The 18673-nt window shown below is 43.9% G+C and carries 19 protein-coding genes and 1 other annotated feature; of the genes, 3 read left to right on the top strand and 16 right to left on the bottom strand.

Annotated elements, in window-relative coordinates:
• Nucleotides 1-155: 155 nt before the first annotated feature.
• From M1E09_RS05780 to safA, 4 genes are all read right to left on the bottom strand, one after another.
• A complete protein-coding gene (locus M1E09_RS05780) occupies nucleotides 156-722 on the bottom strand; it encodes a BofC C-terminal domain-containing protein (protein WP_456273903.1) in 567 nt (188 codons plus the stop codon).
• A gap of 201 nt (nucleotides 723-923) precedes the next feature.
• Complete coding sequence (locus M1E09_RS05775; RefSeq protein ID WP_456273902.1) at nucleotides 924-1640, bottom strand: YhcN/YlaJ family sporulation lipoprotein; 717 nt, start codon at nucleotides 1638-1640, stop codon at nucleotides 924-926.
• A gap of 124 nt (nucleotides 1641-1764) precedes the next feature.
• The gene (locus M1E09_RS05770) at nucleotides 1765-2790 is read right to left on the bottom strand and encodes a phosphotransferase (RefSeq protein WP_456273901.1); all 1026 of its coding nucleotides are present in this window, start codon (nucleotides 2788-2790) and stop codon (nucleotides 1765-1767) included.
• On the bottom strand, nucleotides 2735-4192 hold the full coding sequence (gene safA / locus M1E09_RS05765; protein WP_456273900.1) for a SafA/ExsA family spore coat assembly protein: 1458 nt from the start codon (nucleotides 4190-4192) through the stop codon (nucleotides 2735-2737). Before safA ends, M1E09_RS05770 begins: the two co-directional genes overlap by 56 nt.
• A gap of 241 nt (nucleotides 4193-4433) precedes the next feature.
• On the opposite strand from safA, the gene M1E09_RS05760 reads away from it, so the two are divergent.
• A complete protein-coding gene (locus tag M1E09_RS05760) occupies nucleotides 4434-4910 on the top strand; it encodes a tetratricopeptide repeat protein (RefSeq protein ID WP_456273899.1) in 477 nt (158 codons plus the stop codon).
• 459 nt (nucleotides 4911-5369) lie between these two features.
• Here the strand turns inward: M1E09_RS05760 and nadA are convergent, their stop codons facing one another.
• The 3 genes from nadA to nadB are packed head-to-tail and all read right to left on the bottom strand — an operon-like array spanning nucleotide 5370 to nucleotide 8911.
• Nucleotides 5370-6476, bottom strand: coding sequence for a quinolinate synthase NadA (nadA, locus tag M1E09_RS05755; RefSeq protein WP_456273898.1), 1107 nt, complete (start codon nucleotides 6474-6476; stop codon nucleotides 5370-5372).
• A 40-nt stretch (nucleotides 6477-6516) separates the two neighbouring features.
• Nucleotides 6517-7350, bottom strand: a complete 834-nt coding sequence (gene nadC / locus M1E09_RS05750) for a carboxylating nicotinate-nucleotide diphosphorylase (protein ID WP_456273897.1) — start codon at nucleotides 7348-7350, stop codon at nucleotides 6517-6519.
• The gene (gene nadB, locus M1E09_RS05745) at nucleotides 7319-8911 is read right to left on the bottom strand and encodes an L-aspartate oxidase (RefSeq protein ID WP_456273896.1); all 1593 of its coding nucleotides are present in this window, start codon (nucleotides 8909-8911) and stop codon (nucleotides 7319-7321) included. The genes nadC and nadB overlap by 32 nt, the downstream gene beginning before the upstream one ends.
• A 122-nt stretch (nucleotides 8912-9033) precedes the next feature.
• Here nadB and M1E09_RS05740 point away from each other — a divergent pair, with 122 nt between their 5' ends.
• Complete coding sequence (locus tag M1E09_RS05740) at nucleotides 9034-10170, top strand: IscS subfamily cysteine desulfurase (protein WP_456273895.1); 1137 nt, start codon at nucleotides 9034-9036, stop codon at nucleotides 10168-10170.
• A gap of 30 nt (nucleotides 10171-10200) precedes the next feature.
• Nucleotides 10201-10746 (top strand): 3H domain-containing protein, encoded by a 546-nt coding sequence (locus tag M1E09_RS05735; RefSeq protein ID WP_456273894.1) that lies wholly within the window; start codon nucleotides 10201-10203, stop codon nucleotides 10744-10746.
• A 733-nt stretch (nucleotides 10747-11479) separates the two neighbouring features.
• On the opposite strand, the gene M1E09_RS05730 is transcribed toward M1E09_RS05735, so the two are convergent.
• From M1E09_RS05730 to M1E09_RS05690, 9 genes are all read right to left on the bottom strand, one after another.
• Nucleotides 11480-11935, bottom strand: a complete 456-nt coding sequence (locus tag M1E09_RS05730) for an ACT domain-containing protein (RefSeq protein WP_456273893.1) — start codon at nucleotides 11933-11935, stop codon at nucleotides 11480-11482.
• Nucleotides 11936-11966: 31 nt separating this feature from the next.
• A complete protein-coding gene (obgE, locus tag M1E09_RS05725; protein ID WP_456273892.1) occupies nucleotides 11967-13259 on the bottom strand; it encodes a GTPase ObgE in 1293 nt (430 codons plus the stop codon).
• 53 nt (nucleotides 13260-13312) lie between these two features.
• Nucleotides 13313-13840, bottom strand: coding sequence for a Spo0B C-terminal domain-containing protein (locus M1E09_RS05720; RefSeq protein WP_456273891.1), 528 nt, complete (start codon nucleotides 13838-13840; stop codon nucleotides 13313-13315).
• Between the two features lie 171 nt (nucleotides 13841-14011).
• Nucleotides 14012-14302 carry a 50S ribosomal protein L27 gene (gene rpmA, locus M1E09_RS05715; RefSeq protein WP_113930151.1) on the bottom strand — a complete coding sequence of 97 codons (291 nt, stop codon included), beginning with the start codon at nucleotides 14300-14302 and terminating at the stop codon, nucleotides 14012-14014.
• Nucleotides 14303-14314: 12 nt separating this feature from the next.
• Nucleotides 14315-14650 carry a ribosomal-processing cysteine protease Prp gene (locus M1E09_RS05710; protein ID WP_456273890.1) on the bottom strand — a complete coding sequence of 112 codons (336 nt, stop codon included), beginning with the start codon at nucleotides 14648-14650 and terminating at the stop codon, nucleotides 14315-14317.
• A gap of 12 nt (nucleotides 14651-14662) precedes the next feature.
• Nucleotides 14663-14971, bottom strand: a complete 309-nt coding sequence (gene rplU / locus M1E09_RS05705; RefSeq protein WP_456273889.1) for a 50S ribosomal protein L21 — start codon at nucleotides 14969-14971, stop codon at nucleotides 14663-14665.
• A 13-nt stretch (nucleotides 14972-14984) separates the two neighbouring features.
• Nucleotides 14985-15065: a sequence feature (ribosomal protein L21 leader region), on the bottom strand.
• A 317-nt stretch (nucleotides 15066-15382) separates the two neighbouring features.
• Complete coding sequence (locus tag M1E09_RS05700) at nucleotides 15383-16840, bottom strand: Rne/Rng family ribonuclease (RefSeq protein WP_456273888.1); 1458 nt, start codon at nucleotides 16838-16840, stop codon at nucleotides 15383-15385.
• A 106-nt stretch (nucleotides 16841-16946) separates the two neighbouring features.
• On the bottom strand, nucleotides 16947-17813 hold the full coding sequence (locus M1E09_RS05695; RefSeq protein WP_456273887.1) for a M50 family metallopeptidase: 867 nt from the start codon (nucleotides 17811-17813) through the stop codon (nucleotides 16947-16949).
• Nucleotides 17806-18579, bottom strand: a complete 774-nt coding sequence (locus tag M1E09_RS05690; RefSeq protein WP_456273886.1) for a peptidoglycan DD-metalloendopeptidase family protein — start codon at nucleotides 18577-18579, stop codon at nucleotides 17806-17808. Before M1E09_RS05690 ends, M1E09_RS05695 begins: the two co-directional genes overlap by 8 nt.
• Between the last annotated feature and the right edge of the window lie 94 nt (nucleotides 18580-18673).

Raw genomic sequence — 18673 nt, 5'->3', positions numbered from 1 at the left:
TCATTGTAACATAAGATTCGATACTTAATGGGATTCTGGTTAAACACAAAATCCAAAACATCTGTTCTTATTTTACCAAAAAAACAAGAGAAAGACATAGTCTGCAGGAATTTACCCTTGCAACAAAAATAAACCGGCTGAAGGACAGCCGGCTGCTATTCAAATGACGCTTCATCTTTTTTGGAGTAGGGTTGAAAGCTTTGAATTACCTCTTCATAACTTTGTTTCGACTTTACAGGAATCCCTTTTACCAGTTCATCATGTTTTTTGCTTTCAAGTTTCTCTACATCAAGCTGGAAAAAGGACTGAATGATCTCCGCCTGGCCCGGCCTTCCATTAAAAATAGACAAGACACCATCTTCTGAAATCCCAAAGTATCCATTTGATTTCATTAATGGAGAGATGTCATCGACTGCCTGCCGAAACACCACTTCGTCCTCAGACATTTCTATAAGTTCCCAAGCTGCATAGGCGGCCCAAAAGTCTTCCATCGACCAGATTGTCTCCGTTTTGATTTCTTCGCTTACTTCACCATCCAAGTAAACTCGTTCCAAAATAACGTCTACGCTATGAGCTGCTTCTGCAACAGCGTCTGCACTTTCTGTTTTCGATACATTTTCTGCCGCTTCTTTTTCGAGCTCCCCATCATCATGGAAGAACGTAAAGTAAAATGCACCGATAAGAAGCAGCATCATAAACACGATTCGTATCTTGACCGTCATCGTGATCACCTCTGAACTCTAATAATATGGCATCTCAATTTTGTTAATGCCTTTTTTCCCTTGGCCTGGTTTACTTGTTACTAGTCTGACCAAATATTTACATTGATATCCCCATTTCAGAGAATTTTTCCATTACTAACAAATTGAATAGGGAAATAACCGGAAAACCACACAAAAAAAGCGAGGAAAGATTCCCTCGCTTTAGTCACCCTTTATTGATCTTAACAGGTCATGGATATCCATTTTGATTGTCTCACGCGGACCTCCGTCACGCAAATCATTATCAATATTGCGAAGGCGGCTGAATGTACCCTCGTCCGCAGCGACTGTCACTGTCCTTCCATTTAAATAAGGTTTTACAGCTTTCTCGATATCCCTTTTCGTTTCTTCAAACTTGCTATGATCATCAAGATCAACAGCTATCAGTACATCCGTTCCATATGTTACCGAACGGACATCATTTACGTTCTGTACTGATGCCGTTACATCCCCGATTTTTTCTGCTAGTTCTCCTTCATAAGCCGTATAATATGATCTGCGGGCTTTTCTTGTATTATCATCAAGGTGGCCATGGTAGTTCGCATCCCCATGACTTGCCCTTGAATCATTCAGAAAGAAGTTGCGGTCATTTTCGGCCAATGGTTTTGAAGGGTTCTGCGGATTGCCATCTTCGTCTTTCACCTGAAGGTATTGCCTCTTGCTTTCACGAATGGCCTGGCCCTCACGTCCGACAGAATGGTCATACCATTCTGTTAAAGGACCATCCCTGTGATCATCGTCATTACCATGTCCTTGGTTTGAATAAAACCCCATTGGTTCGTACGCATTATTCTGATTTTGCGCAGCTTCTTCAGCCCCATTGCATGCTCCCAGAAACAAAGCAGATGATAGTGGAATCAGCAAAAGCTTCTTCTTCAATGAAGTCACCCTCTTCCGCAAACTTTGAGCAAATGTGCTCTTTGTTAGCTTGCGGAATTAAACGCAGGTTAATTCTGAATCAGTCGGATAAAAAGATGGAGAAGGCTCCTGTTTTTGGAGAAGATCACTCTCTAAGTTTTTTCTTAATCTCACTGCTGTAAGCCATCCGCTCCGAAAATTGCCCGACTGTCAAGGCCATTAAATAGTCCCAGACTCTCCTTTGATAATTCGGTCCTTCCCGGAAAAATCGGTTCCATTCCCTGAAAACATCCGATGGATATAAAAGTGCGCTCAGAAAGCCTTTATCATTTTTGTAATCCTCAAATGCCCGGTGCTTCCATAAAGACTCCAATGACCAGTGGATGTAAGGAAATATCCTGTTAGCAAACTGAATATAATCGATTTCTTCGGGGCCTGAAGAAATTAAATCAAAGTCAATGATGTATAATTGATTTTTTTCATCCAGCAAAAAATTATGATGGGCAAGATCACCGTGAAGGAGACAATTACATTCAGAGAAACCATGGCGGATTACACCATCTAATGCATCCTCCCCAAGCTGAATATAGGGTGCTATACAAGAGAAAGGTACATAATGAGAAAGCACTTGTGCGTTTTTCCTGAATTCCTCCAGCCTGATCCTCCATTTTTTTATTAAAGCCTGTCTTGGCAGGGCTGTTTTAGTTTCTTTTATAGCATTATTAAGTAAAAGCTTCTTGGAGCAGCTATGAAATTCTTTAAGAACAGAAAGGGCAGCCTGCCGTTCCTGAAAGGTATTATAAGTAAAGGCCTTACCGGGTTCCACCCAATCCGTTATGCCAATGATCCTGCCTCCAAACTCAACGATTTCCTCTTCATGAAGCGCATGAAATGCCGGCACCTTCATAAAACCTCTTGCACGCATTTCTCCAATGACCTTTTTCTGTAAAAGGTATTTCTTTTCCGATGGGTAAAGCTTGACGAACCAGCGGGCTGTACTGGTCTGGAGCATCCACTTTCCATCTTTAATCTTTTGCAGGTCAATATCATTGTCTCTTAGCTTCTTCTTCAATAATAAAAGGAGACGATTCTGAAAACCGTCTCCACCTTTTTCATTAGTCTTCAAAATCATCGTCGTCAAATCGCGGCATACCGAATGGTCCCGGTCCATACATTCCTGGATAACCTGGGCCTTGAGGCATCATGCCCGGGCCATAAGGGGACATCATCCCAGGTCCAAATTGACCCATCGGTTGTGGGCCTCCACATCCGCAGCCTCCCTGCTGAACTGGTGCACCGTACATTCCCGGTGACTCTTCCATCATTGCACCCTGCACTTGTGGGCCGGGGCCATATGGGTTGCCATAGCCTGCTGGAGCTCCCATGTGAGGATTTCCATACCCTGCTGGCGAAGTCATCTGCGGGTTGCCAAATCCAGGTGCTCCCATACCAGGACCAAACCCTGTTCCAGGCATTACAGGCGATACTGGGTAGCAGTTATCTGGCCCCATCATACCAGGACCCATTCCCGGATAAGGTGAATATGGCATTTGCGGCTGCATGCCGCCCATTGGCATTTGAGCTGTAGGAAAATCATCTTCATCCTGAACACCGGCTACTGCTGAAGGATCCCCCATTGGGTTCATCATTTGTCCGCCCATTGGAGCTCCCATTTGCTGCGGCATATATGGCATAAAGGAAGAGGATTCTTCATCATATCCCATATGAGGCATCATTGGCTGCTGCATACCAGGAAGCCCTTGAGGCATCGTGTATGCACCTTGCACCTGGCCGCCAGGACCCATTGGGTATCCTTGAGGCATCGGCTGGCCGCCATACATTGGCTGCCCTCCCTGCATTGGCCCTAAACCGCTTCCAGGCAATACAGGTGATACTGGATAACAATAATCCGGCTGCATTTGCATCGGCTGCCCATAAGGCATTTGCGGGTAATCAGGGCTTTCGTCATCCTGAACGCCGGCTACCGCTTCAGGCTCTTCTTTCGGTTTTGGCAAGAAAGGAGCTTTTGGTGCTTTTTGTGCCGGGGACGTTTGAGTCGGCATTTTTTGTGCCGGCGCTTTTTGTGCTGGAGCTGTTTTTGCCGGCATTTTTTGTGCCGGTGCTTTTGCAGCAGGTATCTTCGGCGCCGGTTGTGTTTGCATTTGCATATTTGCCATGTTCATCATGTAGTAGTTATTAATATCGATTTCTGGAATGACTGGCTTCGGCATTTTTGGGGTATAAGGTTTCTTTGGCATTTCCTTAATTGGCATTTCTTTCTTCGGAGCCGGCTTGATATTTTCCTTAGGTGATTCAACCGGCATTGCAGCAGGTTTTTGCTGGGCAAAAGGATGCTGCGCTTTCGGCATTTCCTTCACTGGCATTTCTTTTTTCGCTGCCATTTCCTTTTTTACCATCCCGCCAGATGTCGGAACTTTTATCTTCATACCGGGCATGATCATATCGGGATTGGACAGCTGGGCATTCATTTTCTTCAACTCTTCGAAATTCACACCATACTTTTTGCTGATATTCCAAAGAGTGTCTCCTTTTTGTACGATATGGATCTTCACTATTAATTCCCTCCTCAGGCATAAGTCTATATATCCTATGTCAGTTAATAGGCAAAGTGCTAACAATCTACACAAATACTTATGAATTATTGGAAATAAATATACCTTTACGCCTTGTCCAGAAGTGCTTTGCTGAAAGTTTTTCAACTATGGCCGGTAAAGTAAATTGGGCTAAATGACAATTGTTGAATTATACTTGGAGTATTAACGGCAGCTGCTATTAAAAAATGGGGGGATTACCTTGCTGGCAAAAGCAAAAGCATTATTGGATGAAAAAAAGTATGAAACGGCAAAAGAATTGCTGGAAAATATATTCCTGCAGCATCCTGAAGATCCGGAGGCCAACTTCTACTGTGGTGCAGTGAATGACTCACTGGGTTTGGAAACGGCCGCTATCCCCTTTTATAGAAGGGCAATTGAAAATGGAATTTCAGGATTCAACCGGGAGGCTGCCTTCATTCAGCTGGGCAGCAGTTACAGGTGCATCGGGGAATATCAGCTGGCAAACGAGACTTTACAGAAGGGCATAGAAGAGTTTCCGGATAATCAAGCGATGAAGGTTTTTCATGCCATGACTCTTTACAATTTAGACGAACATAAGGAATCGTTCAGCTTATTGCTGACCACCCTGATCACCTCTTCTTCAGATGAGTGGATCAAAAATTACAAAAGAGCCCTTACGTTTTACAGTGAGGATATTGATGAAGTTTGGAAATAACCGTTTTCCTATGATCCTCCCTATATTCTGAGAAATCATCAAAAAAAAAATTACCGGTACCATTCATGCTAGCGGATTCAATTATCGAATAGACACAACAATTAGAGAATGAAATTGCTTAAAGCCTTCGTCCTTATTTTGATAAAGAGGGGTTCTGTTCATATTAAAGATGAATTAAACTCCGTTATCTCCATAAAAAAATTACAACTGAACAATATTTTATTGTTCAGTTGTTAAAATGGGAATGAAAAAGATTGTAAATGCTATTTTGCAAAACTATTTATGATTGGAGCGGAAGGTGTGCGACCTCCTGCGGGATTAGCGGGACAGGTGAGACCCCACAGGCAAAGCCGAGGAGGCTCACCGCCCGCCCCGCGGAGTCGCACACCTGGAGCGGAAATCAACAAACCACTTATCAATAACAACAATGTTTATATGGCAGTGGAATTTATTCTATCATTAAGCTCTTTCCAGCATTCTTTCAAGAGCCAATATTGCATTATGCGCTACTTCTTCATCCACTTTGATAATATTTTCAGGTTTATTTTCAATGATATTCTCGAGCGACCACAATAAATGCGGCAGATCGATTCGATTCATTGTCAGGCAAGGACACATATGTGGATTCAAAGAAATAATATGCTTATCACTGTGTTCATTGATCAGCCTTTTGACAAGGTTCATCTCTGTTCCAATTGCCCATGATGTTCCCGGAGCTGCATTCTTGATTGTTTCAATAATATACTTTGTCGAGCCATTGTCATCTGACTTTTCAACAACTTCCCTGCGGCACTCAGGATGAACGATGATGTTCATATCCGGATACTGCTCACGTACATCCGCAATATTTTTTAAAGTGAAATTTTCATGCACAGAGCAATGTCCTTTCCAAAGGATCACTTTGATTTCTTCTGCATCTCCTTCATGGATCAATTGATTGTTGATCGGATCCCAAACGGCCATATCTTCTAAAGCGATTCCAAGATCTGCCGCTGTGTTGCGCCCTAAATGCTGATCTGGAAGGAAGAGAATTCTTTGCTTTTGCTGCAGCGCCCATTCCACCATCTTATGAGCATTGGAAGATGTCACGGTGGCTCCTCCATTCTTTCCTACAAAGGATTTTATGGCTGCAGTTGAATTCACATAGGTAAGCGGCAGGATTGTATCCCCGAATTGGCTTTGAAGCATTTCCCACGCTCTTTCTGTTTGGTGAATATCCGCCATATCAGCCATGGAGCAGCCGGCCCGCATGTCGGGTAAAATGACCTTTTGATTTTCATTTGTCAAAATATCAGCCGTTTCTGCCATAAAGTGCACACCGCAAAAAACGATATACTCTGCGTCGCTATTATCAGCAGACACTTGTGCGAGCTGAAGGGAATCCCCTGTCGTGTCTGCAAACTGGATGACCTCATCTTTTTGATAATGGTGGCCCGGGATAAAAAGTTTCGTTCCAAGTTCTGCTTTGATCTCCCTTACTCTGGCTTCCATTTCTTCGGTGCTTAAACTACGGTATTTTTCCGGCAATTCATATGTGTTTTGCTTCAATGTCTGTAATAAACTCACAATCGAAAACCCCTTTCCTCTTCACCTTTTTACTTCCGGCCTAATCTAACACTTTCGCACTGATATCCAGTCCGTTGACACTGTGCGTCAAGAACCCCAGCGATATATATTGAACCCCTGCTCTGGCATATTCGGCCACATTGTCTATTTTGATTCCGCCTGATGCCTCAGTGATGATATGAGGCGGAACATCGCCAAGCCACTCTGCGATTTCTTCCGGTGACCGGTTATCGAACATGATGATATCTGCACCGCTCTCCACCGCTTCACGCAGCCCTTCACGCGTTTCGATTTCCACTTCTACTTTCACTGTATGCCCAAGCTTGCTTTTCACCGTTTCTACCGCGGATGCAATCGAGCCTTTAAAAGAAATGTGATTATCCTTCAGCATGACAGCATCATACAAACCATTCCTGTGATTGAATCCTCCGCCGCATCTGACAGCATATTTTTCAAGCATCCTCAGGCCGGGTGTAGTCTTGCGGGTATCGCAAATACGGACGCCCGTATCCTTTACCAGGCTGACGACCTTGGCAGTTTGTGTCGCAATGCCGCTCATGCGCTGTACCAGATTCAAGATGACTCTCTCTGCCTGGAGCAAATCAGCGGATGGACCAGCTGCTTCAGCTATGACAGTTCCCGGTTCCACTTCTTCTCCATCTTTAATATAAATTCTTACTTTTATCTCAGGATTTATTAATTTAAAACCGCACAGAATCACTTCATTTCCGCAAAACACGCCAGTTTCTTTAGCAATGAAGTGAAACTTGCTATGGTCCTTATCAGTAAACAATGCTTGGGAACTTAGATCTCCTTCTCCCAGGTCTTCCAGGAAAAATTGCTCAAGCATAGATTTTAGTTTTAATTTGTTCATCCAACCACGTCCTCATTTTTCCGTCTTCTACTGCATGGATGATTCGCCTCTTCGCCCACAATGAATCATCTTCATTCTGAAAATCACTTCTGATATGCCCGCCTCTGCTTTCTGTCCGGAGCAGGGCTGATTTCGTAATCATCAAGCTGTTAATCCACATAAAATACTTTTGAATATCATTAGGGACAAGGCCGGTAAGGCTTTGATCGAGATCGAGACCCAGAGAGTGAAGCCAATTCAAATGACTTTCAAGCTTCTCTCCATTCCGGATGATCCCAGCCGAGTCCATCATTCTCTCTTGGAAAACCTTTATATCAAACAAATCCAGCGTCTGACTATGTTCTTCATTCCGATTCGGTTCAGCTTCAACGAGCTCATCATCAAAGAAAGCTCTTTTTTGGCTGTTGATCCAATGGGCAAGCCGCTTTCCGTAAACAAGTCCCTCGAGCAAGGAGTTACTGGCAAGCCTGTTGGCTCCGTGCACACCGCTGCATGCCACTTCACCTATTGCATAAAGACCTTTAACATTTGTTCTGCCGACAGAATCAATGATCACTCCACCCATCATAAAGTGGCATCCTGGTGACACTGGAATTATACCCTCAGTTAAATCGATTCCGTTTTCCTGGCACATCAAACTGATGGAAGGAAATTTAGCTGTAAAGTTATTGATTTTACTAATAGATAAATAGACTTCCCTGCCCATTTGTCTCTGTTCAAAGATTTGCTGTGCAACGATATGCCTCGGTGCAAGTTCTTTAAGAGGATGAATACCGTCCATGATTCTTTCGCCAAGATCATTCAGAAGCAGTCCTCCTTCTCCCCTTACCGCTTCTGACACAAGTCCTTTTGTCTTTCCATCGATAAAGAGAAGGGTCGGATGAAACTGGATGAATTCCGCATCAGCAATGAGAGCCCCTGCCCTGAAGGCAACAGCCATTCCATCACCTGTTACAGAGGGATGATTGGACGTGGAGGAATACAACCCGCCTGCTCCTCCTGCAGCCATCACGATATATGGGGCTTTATAGGTATTCACCTCACCGGATCTGCTTATCGTATTCACTCCTGCACAAGCACCCTCGCGATTTTTGATCACTTCAAAAACCATTTCACCTTCAATCCAGCTTACATTCGGCGAAAGGGCTTTCATCAAGTAATCTATTAAAAACTTCCCAGTTTCATCCCCTCCGCAATGGAGAATGCGGTTCGCACTGTGCGCTCCTTCCATACCCAGGCTCAAAGTGCCATCACTGTTTCTGTCAAATGGAGCGCCATCTTCGACAAGATCAAGAACAATTCTCCGGCCTTCCTTTACAAGAGAGATCACTTCTTCCTCCAGGTGGTGACCGCGTCCCGCTTCTATGGTATCTTGAAAGTGCTTTGTTATATTGTCATCATTCGCTACAGAGGCGGCTATCCCGCCTTGTGCCATATATGAATTACTGCCTCTTTTATGACTCTTTGTGATAATCATCACATTCAAATCCGAGCTTAGTTCGCGTGCGGTTTGCAAGGCTGCAAGGCCGCTTCCGATAATAATAACATCTGCTCTTTTCATCAATGACCCCTCCTGATTATTTACAGGTGTCTTGACACATATATTTACACATATTTAAACTAATGACAAGAGTTTTTTCTTCCGTAATATTATTTTGAATATTCTAAAAGGAGTTCGTTCTATTGAAATACTTTGATTATGCAGCGACAACACCGATAGATAAAGAGGCACTGCAAGTTTACCAGGAGGCTGCTTCAAGTTATTATGGCAACACAAGCAGCCTGCACGACACCGGGGCAAAAGCGGCTTTTCTCCTGCAGGAATGCAGACAGACTCTGGGAGACTTGCTGGGGGTTCCTTCAGAAGGCATCTTCTTCACTTCGGGAGGAACGGAAGCCAACCATCTCGGCATTCTTTCCCTTGCTCTTGAAAACAAGCACCGCGGAAACCATATCATTACCGGAATCGCAGAACATTCATCCATCCATTCTGTGCTGGGATATCTTGAAAAAGAAGGATTTGAAATCACTAAACTCCCTCTTAATGGAAATGGCATGATTTCACTGGAAGACTTGGAAAAAGAAATTAGAAATGATACGATACTTATTTCAATCGCGCATGCAAATGGGGAAATCGGTTCAATTCAGGACATACAGGGGATCTACAACCTGATAAAGAATAAACAGATTTTATTTCATGCCGATATGGTTCAGTCTTTTGGAAAAACAAACATCCATTCCATTTCCGGACTTGTCGACAGCCTGTCTATTTCATCCCATAAGATATACGGCCCTAAAGGAACCGGCGCTGTTTATATTCATCCTAAGCATACGCCAAAGTCTATTTTTCCCGGCCAGACCCACGAAGGCGGCTTGCGGGGCGGTACTGTTAACACCCCGGGCATTGCCGCTTTTGTAAGTGCGGCCCAGAGCGCTTGCAGCGGGTTTGACCTGGATCACTACCAGGCTCTGAGGGAAAGGTTCATCGGACGATTAGAAGCCGGGCTTGGGGATAAAGTAAAGATCCTCGGCGCACCCTCAGGCTATCAGCTTCCCCATGTAACCGGCTTGTGCCTGAATGGCCTTCAAGGCCAGTGGGTCATGTTAGAATGTAATAGACGGGGCTTCGCCATCTCAACAGGAAGCGCCTGCCAGACCGGCCAGCAATCTGTTTCCAAGACCGTTAAGGCCCTCGGTCTCAATGATGAAATCGGAAAAGAGTTTATAAGAATCTCAATGGGAAAAGATACAACAAAAGAAGAGGTGGCAGAGCTTGCATTAGTTCTGATTGATATAGCCAAAACACACTATGAAAACTAGCTTTCTGCTTTAATGGAGAGGGGAAGAAATATGTCAAAAGGCAAGAAGATACTAGGAGAAGAACGAAGAAACCTGATACTATCCAAATTGCAGCAAGAGGGGGCACCGATTACCGGCGGCGACCTCGCCAAATTTACGAATGTCAGCCGCCAGGTCATCGTCAGTGATATTACTCTGCTTAAAGCCAGGGAAGAACCGATCATCGCTACAAGCCAGGGCTACCTGTACATGCAGCCTAAACAGCCCAATGGCACTGTTGAAAAAACAATCGCCTGCAGGCATTCACCTGAGCGGACAGAGGAAGAATTAAACCTCCTCGTCGACCATGGCATTCTCGTCAAAGATGTCCGAATTGAGCACAAAGTCTATGGAGACCTGACTGCTTCCATCATGGTATCCAACCGCCTTGAAGTCCAGCAATTCATGGACAGAATCAAGGAGACGAATGCCTCTTATCTGTCTGAACTGACAGACGGCATTCATCTGCACACCATTTCGGCACCGAATGAAAACGTCATGTTTGAAGCTGAAAAAGCGTTAAAGAATGCCGGATTTTTGATTGAATCATATTCTTGATTTTTTGAAGGATGCTCTTCTTTTGGAGGGTGTCCTTTTTTTGTGGAGTAAATTTCAATGATTGTTGGTTTTTCCTTTTTATGTATAAGAAGGGGCGTCGAGTTAAACCGGTCGGTATGGCGGCATAGAATTCGGAAAATGGAAAATCGGCAACTCCATAAAGGAGCTATAGCGGCATCAAATCCTGAAAATATTAAATCGACAACCCCATATAGGCGCTATGGCGGCATCAAATCCTAAAAATATTAAATCGGCAACCCCATATAGGCGCTATGGCGGCATCAAATCCTAAAAATATTAAATCGACAACCCCATATACGCGCTATGGCAGCATCAAATCCTAAAAATATTAAATCGGCAACCCCATATAGGCGCTATGGCGGCATCAAATCCTAAAAATATTAAATCGACAACCCCATACAGGCTCTATGACGGCATCAAATCCTAAAAATATTAAATTGACAACCCCATATACACGCTATGGCGGCATCAAATCCTAAAAATATTAAATTGACACCCCCATATAGGCGCTATGACGGCATCAAATCCTAAAAATATTAAATTGACAACCCCATATACACGCTATGGCGGCATCAAATCCTAAAAATATAAAATTGACAACCCCATATAGGCGCTATACCCCCACCAGAAAAAGAAGCATCGACACAACAGCCAAATTTCAAAAAGATAAATCCATAAAATGGACAGGCTTTTTTGTCTCAACAAAAAAATGCTAGGCACCTGAGCCCAGCATTTCTACTTTTTCCACAAATTCTAATTTTCTCAGGCTGTTCAGCATCTCTTCGATATCAACTGTGATGTCCGCGACATTTAGGGAGAGCGTCACATTTGCCCTGCCCTGCAGAGGGATCGTCTGGTGAATCGTCAGGATGTTACAGCCTGTTTTCGCCACCTCTCCCAGCAGGTAAGAGAGGGTGCCGGAGCGGTCCTCCAGATGAAAGAATAGAGTGATGATCCGCTCTTTCACGATTGTATGAAACGGAAATACAGTATCACGGTATTTGTAAAAGGCACTTCTGCTTAAGTCAATGCTCTGTACCGCTTCCGAAACCGAATCTGCTTTCCCCCTGTCCAACAGCTCTTTCGCTTTAAGGGTTTTCTTTATTGCATCAGGAAGCACATCTTCTCTGACAAGATAAAATTTTCCGTCCTGTTCTTTTTTTCGCAATGCTGTTCCCCCCGTAACCTAAGCTGGAGAATCAGTCGACAAAATCAAATTCAAAGTCGAGCAATCTGACTGTATCGCCATCTTTAGCTCCTCTTTCTCTAAGAGCTTCATCGACTCCCATTGTGCGCAATTGACGCGCAAATCTCTTTTGGGATTCTTCGCGGCTGAAATCGGTCATCTTAAAGAGTTTTTCAATTTTGGCACCGCTGACAACGAATGTACCATCAGATTCCCTTGTGATAATGAATTCAGTCTCCGCTTTCTCATGTTTATAAAGCACACGCTGATCTTTTGTCTCTTCTTCCTCTTCTTCAAACATCGCAAACTGAGGTGTTTTTTCCAGTTTATCGGCGATGGCGAACAAAAGATCACGAAGCCCTTGCCTTGTAACGGCAGAGATACCGAAGACAGGATAGTCCTCTTCCAGTTGCGCCTTGAAATTCTTGAGGTTTTCCTCTGAATCAGGCATGTCCATTTTATTGGCCACAATGATTTGCGGACGTTCTGTCAAACGAAGGTTGTAGGCTTCCAACTCCGCATTGATTGTCTGGTAATCTTCGTAAGGGTCCCTTCCCTCTAGTCCGCTCATATCGATGACGTGGACGATGACACGCGTACGTTCAATATGGCGAAGGAACTGATGTCCGAGACCTATACCTTCAGATGCGCCTTCGATCAATCCCGGAAGATCAGCCATGACGAAGCTGCGTCCGTCTTCTGTTTCTACCATTCCCAGGTTGGGAGCAATGGTGGTAAAGTGATAATCACCTATTTTGGGCTTGGCTGCTGAAACGATGGACAGCAGAGTCGACTTTCCTACGCTTGGAAAACCTACAAGTCCGACATCAGCAAGAAGCTTGAGTTCAAGGACGATATATCGCTCCTGGCCCGGCTCCCCCTTTTCCGATAATTCCGGAGCAGGATTGGAAGGTGTAGCAAAGCGGGTATTTCCTCTTCCACCGCGTCCGCCTTTGGAAATGACGGCTCTTTGGCCATGCTCCGTCAAATCCGCGATCATTTCCCCTGTGTCATCATCTTTTACAATGGTACCCGGTGGAACCTTGACTATCATGTCTTTTGCGTTTCTTCCATGCATATTCTTGCTCATCCCATGCTCTCCGCGAGGCGCTTTAAAGTGACGCTGATAACGGAAATCCATCAGTGTGCGCAGACCTTCTTCCACTTCAAATATAACGTCAGCACCATTGCCTCCGTCACCGCCCGCAGGACCACCGTCCGGGACGTATTTTTCACGGCGGTATGCAACCATTCCGTTGCCTCCGTCGCCGCCTTTTGTATAAATCTTGACCTGATCGACAAACATTTGTTTTCACTCCTTAAAAAAAGAGGACCAAGAGATGGCCGGCTCTTCTTAGATTATGTATTTGTACTCAAGGATATTAAAAATCCGTTACTATCCAGTGTGTGCACCGCAATACCGGCACTGTTTTTCCCCAGCCAGTCCTTCAGCGTTTCTCTATCTACTATTATCCCATTAAAATCCAATTCAAACCGGGCTTCCTGCTGGCAAATCTTGATGGTTACCATCATATTGTTTTCTTCATAAGGTTTCACACAGTTTTCAAGAACAAATAACAGTCCTGTAAACCACTCATATAACCAATTATCATCAAGATCAGGTTCTTCTGCTTCGATGACTTCGAATTCCAACTTAATATAGTGTGTCTGCCAATTATAGGTAAGCATCCACTCAGAGAATTTTGGCAGCCTCAGGTTAGAAAGCTTTGACTCATTCTGGGCTTCAGCGACAATTTCCTCAATGATCTGCTTCGCCCTGTCCATTCTTCCTAAATCCATATTGCCTTTGATCAATTGCAATCTATTCATCCAGTCATGGCGGGCATGTCGCAATGCCTCTACCAGGTTCCATTCACTATTCATCATAAAACTCCCCGTAACATTCGGACTTTTCTTACTTGCTAGTATATCAGAAAAGGATAGGGTAACGAAAAATTTTTCCTGATAAAAAGACAATAATCGACTGATTGACCCATTGTCCTCTCATAAAACAAGAAAACTCTAACCGAATACGGCTAGAGTTTTCTTTAAAAAGCATTAAGCTTCTTTAACTACAGGGTATACGCTGACTTTTTTCTTGTCACGGCCCATACGCTCGAAACGTACGATTCCATCAACTTTAGCGAATAAAGTATCGTCACCGCCGCGTCCAACGTTAACTCCCGGGTAAATTTTAGTACCGCGTTGACGGTATAAAATAGATCCGCCAGTAACCTCTTGACCATCAGCACGTTTAGCACCAAGACGTTTAGAGATTGAGTCACGACCGTTTTTAGTCGAACCTACCCCTTTCTTAGATGCGAAAAATTGAAGATCTAATCTTAACATTTGTTCCACCTCCTACGCTTTGAAGGTTATTTTGATAAACTTGCTATATTCACGTTCTATCGTCTGTAAAGAGACAATCATCCCTTGTAAGAGAAGCTGGACCTTTTCCTCTGTTTCTTCCGGCAGATCTGCCGGGAATTCACAGTGAAGGTAACCGCCATCCGGCGACTGGTCAATCCCGGGTTCGACCCCGGTCAATGACATGATCGCGTTTACGGTGCCAAAGGATACAGCCGATGCTCCGGCACAAACGATATCTTGACCATTCTGCGCAAAATTTGCATGTCCATCCATGGAAAAAGAAGAAATTCTCCCTCCTGGATCTTTAGTGAAGTAAACGTTAATCATCTTTCAAACGCCTTACGCGTTGATTTTGTCAATCGTTACTTTAGTGTAAGGTTGACGATGACCTTGCTTACGACGATAGTTTTTCTTTGGCTTGTATTTGAAAACGACTAATTTCTTAGCGCGGCCTTGTTTTTCAACTTTAGCTGTAACAGTAGCTCCATCAACTAATGGGCTTCCTACTTTTACATTGTCGCCACCTACGAAAAGTACTTTGTCAAAAGTAACTGTTTCGCCTTCGTTTCCTGTAAGCTTTTCAATGTAGATGGATTGTCCTTCTTCTACTTTGATTTGCTTTCCGCCAGTTTCGATAATTGCGTACATGAATGGCACCTCCTTATAAACTCAGACTCGCCAAGTACAGGCGTTTTGTTATACACAAAAGCTTATTGCCTGATTTGAGCGGTTGTAGCACGGGTGCTACAAAAACTATAACATAAGAATCCTATCATAAAAGAAAGATTGGTGTCAATAGCTTACTCAGTATTAAAATGATTTAGAATTCCTAGGAATTCACCTTCCAACTTAATGTTAAAAGTTTTTTGACCTGCGCTCCAGGTGCTCGACTCCGCGGGGCGTGCGGTGAGCCTCCTCGGCTTTGCCTGCGGGGTTACGTTCCAGTGGGTACGTAACCTTGGTCTCACCTGTCACGCTAAACCCGCAGGAGTAGAGCACCTTCCGCTCCGGTCAAAAAACAACATTGTTTCCAATCCAATCTTAATTAAATATCCTCTTTCACACATACTCCAATCTCTTGATTTTATAAAAAGGATGACTTTGAGAAGCGACCTGAAATTCAATTTTCTTATTAATGGCTTTCTCCATTTCTTTTTGGAAATGAGAACTCTCACCCCGGAATACCCGTTGAACGTCTTCTGTTGCCTCGACAACCACTTTGTCTTCGTCGGTGGGATAGAGTTCATAAAGTTCTCTTTCGAGTCTGTAGGCAAGCGTTTGAGCACTCGGTACTTGTCCACTGCCGTTGCAGGAAGGACAGGATGTGCTCATGTACTCCAGGAGAGACTGTTTTGTCTTCTTTCTAGTCAACTGAAGAATGCCCAGTTCGGTGAAACCTACGATTGTAGTACGCTTGCCATCTTCTTTGAGGCCGTCTTGTAAAGCACTTACCACTTCAGCCCGATGCTGTTCGCTCTTCATTTCAATAAAGTCAACCAGGATCATTCCCGAAAGGTTCCTTACTTTTAGCTGCCTGGCAATTTCTCTTGCAGCCAGAACGTTGGTTTTCAATACTGTCTGCTGTAAATCACTCTTTCCGGTATATTTCCCGGTATTCACATCAATCACCGTCAAAGCTTCGGTCGGTTCAATCACAATCGATGCACCATTTTCCAACCAGACTGCTTTTTTCAATGCCTTCTCAATTTGCTCTTCCACTCTATAATAATTGAAAATATTCTCGTGGCCTTGGATGTGGACAACCTCTCCAGTAAATGGGAAGCTTCGCTGTTCCAGGAACTGGCTAAATTCATTTTTCCATGAAGAATCGTCTGTAAGGATTTCTGCCTCTTTTATTTTCTTTAGTTCTTCCAAAATCTCTTCCTTCAGCACATCCTGGCGATAAATTAAATTCGGTGCCTTTTTTGTCCGCGAGTATCGATTCAGTTCTAGAAATTGATTCCTGAGTTGTAAAAACTCCAGCCGGATCGTCTCTTTTGTTTCTTGAAAAGCGGCTGTCCTGAAAATGATGCCCTCCTGCTCCTCTTTCATCCCGTATCCAAACCGCCGCCATTTTTTCTTTTCTTCCTCGTTCGAAGCCTTCTTAGAGACAGCAATATATCTGCCTTCTGGGAGGTATACCAGTGAGTTCCCTCTCAGTTCAATGATTCCCGTCAATCTCGGTCCTTTTGTACCGGTGGGGTCTTTTTTCACTTGTACCAGCAGTTTCTGTCCTTGATGAATGAGCCGTCCGATTTGGGCGTTTTTCTTCTCCTCTTCACCTAATGACATGTATTCGGCCAGATCATCCATATGCAGGAAACCGTTCTTTTCAGTTCCTATATTGATAAATGCAGCATTAAGGCCTTTTTCAACTTTGTCGACTCTGCCCAGATAGATATGGCCGACAATTGTTTCATTTTCAGGCTGATAGATATGCAGACTTTCTAGTTTTCCATTATTTAATCGGGCCCATCTTTTTTCACGGCCCATGGCATTCACTATTATTTTGTTCATTTGTCCTACCTCTTTCCGCCTTGCCTTTCTTCAAATAAAACAAAGACTGACTAAGGTACAGCCAGCCTTTTCATCATAATATGGGTATTCGGATTTCGCAAATACTTCAATATAAATAGAGAAGGTCACGGGATTTTGCAGTCGTCATTTTTTCAGCAAAGTAGGCATGCAGAATTTCATTTTCGTCCAGTTTTCCTGCTTCTTTTCCATCCACATAAATGATAACCGGATGCTTAAAGCCGCGATGGAACTTCTCCAGGACACAATAAATCGATTCTTCTCCATTGATTTTCAGCGGTTTGAGGTCACGTACATCTCCGCTTTTTCCGTAATACCGTTCCAGTAAAAACCTCATGAACGTGAACTTTCTTTGCTTCCACTCCACCCATAGCGAGAAATACAAGAAAGATAAGATGATCCAAAGGTTAAGATGAAAAGGAACTGTCAACAGCACGACCGCATGAAAAAGGAGGAGGGCCGCAAATGAAAGGATCAACGTCCACTGAAAAGCAGTGATGAAGGTAAGTCTGTATCCCAGGCAGACGGACAGGAGCTTGCCCCCGTCCAATGGCCAGATTGGGAGAAGATTGAATATCAGCACCATAAGATTGAATTGAATGAACAGCTCATAATTGTAAGTTGAAAGGAATTCAGCAGAATACAAAAGCTTGGCTGCCCCCATCAACCAAATATGCTGAATGGGACCGGCTGCCACGACACACAGTTCTTCTCTCAATGACCTGTTTCCGTGTTCATCCATTTCAGCGACTCCGCCGAAAGGAAGAAGCATGATCTTCTTAATTCGCCAAGAAAAAACATGGGCCGCGACCCCATGTCCTAACTCATGTATAAAAATAATGATAAAAAGCATGATCAGCTCTATAAAATGGGCGGTTACAATCGCCAGTCCTGCTGCCGCCCAAAGCAGCGGATGAATATGAACCTTTTTCAGCAGCTTCATGAATTCAGTCAAATGATATCACCTGGATCGGATCAATGAAGGCATCCCCTTGTTTTATCGCAAAATAAAACTCTCCAGTCGCAGAACTTTCACCATCCGTTACTGTCCCGACAGCACTGCCGGTTTTAATCGTTTCATATAGGTTAACCTTAATCGTGTTCAAGTTCCCATACCAGGATTCAGATCCATCATCGTGTTGAAGGACGACTGTCTGGCCAAGATCATCTTTCTTTCCGGCAAAGGTAACAAGTCCGCCTTTCATTGCCTGGACTTCCGAGCCTTTGCTTGTTTCCACCATGATTCCCTGTCCGTTGGTCTTGAAATTTTCGACTACCTTGCTTGAAGCTGGCAGAGCATATTCCACCACTTCTTCACCAGTACTTTGTGTCCCGTCTTTTCCCTCAGGAAGCAATGCCAAGGGCTTTCCGAATTGATCTTCATACCAGGTTGAAATAGCCGCAAATTGAAAATCATCGCTCATGGTCTGCTTAACGTATGAACGAGCCTTGTCAAAACCGGGCACTTGATTCTGAAACAAGATGGCTGTACAAAGAACAACTACACTGGTTCCAAGAATTTTCAGGATTAACATCTCTTTACTGAACAAAGGGTGGCTTCCTTCTGAAGAAGGACCACCTTCATAAGAAGAGAATCGTTCTCCCCCGTACCTCTCTTCGTCTGAAGGGAGGAGCATATTCCTTGATGGTGAAGCATTATAGCTGTTCATTCGTTTTCTTTTGGCTATTCTTTTTCTGATTTCATCCGCTCGATTCCCCATAATACCATTCCCCTTTTTGTATGCTCAGAACGCGTACAGTTGGGAGTCTGTGCCATTGGCTCTCGTTGCAGACTCTTCACAATCTCCAGTACAA

This window comes from Bacillus sp. AK031 (assembly GCF_053903065.1).
Note: the sequence above shows the minus strand (reverse complement) of the source record. Positions and strands in the feature narration are given on the sequence as shown.